Raw genomic sequence first — 252 nt, 5'->3', positions numbered from 1 at the left:
CACGTGATCGTCTTCACCATTAAATTCGATTAATTCGCAATCTATTTGTTCGCATGTTTCTTTAAAAATAATCTTAGTACGTTCAAGAATTTCTTTTGTAAAAACTCCACGTCTGTATTTTGTAACATTGTAATTCCATTTCAAACTAGTAATCAATTAAGTTATGATTTCGATGATAAGTTAAAAAATAAAATTAAGCTTAAACAAAAAAAGTTAAAAAAGTATCAAAGAAAATTAGCACGTCAAAAAAAA

General features: G+C 25.4%; 1 protein-coding gene. It reads right to left on the bottom strand.

The window, feature by feature from the left end; all coding sequences use genetic code 11:
• Window positions 1–156: transposase (locus tag GCL57_RS14705; protein ID WP_211363279.1), on the bottom strand; the 156-nt coding region annotated here is incomplete at its 3' end.
• Window positions 157–252 lie beyond the last annotated feature (96 nt).

This window comes from Fluviispira multicolorata, assembly GCF_009208585.1.
Classification (GTDB): domain Bacteria; phylum Bdellovibrionota_B; class Oligoflexia; order Silvanigrellales; family Silvanigrellaceae; genus Silvanigrella; species Silvanigrella multicolorata.
This window is presented reverse-complemented; position numbering and strand designations above follow the sequence as displayed.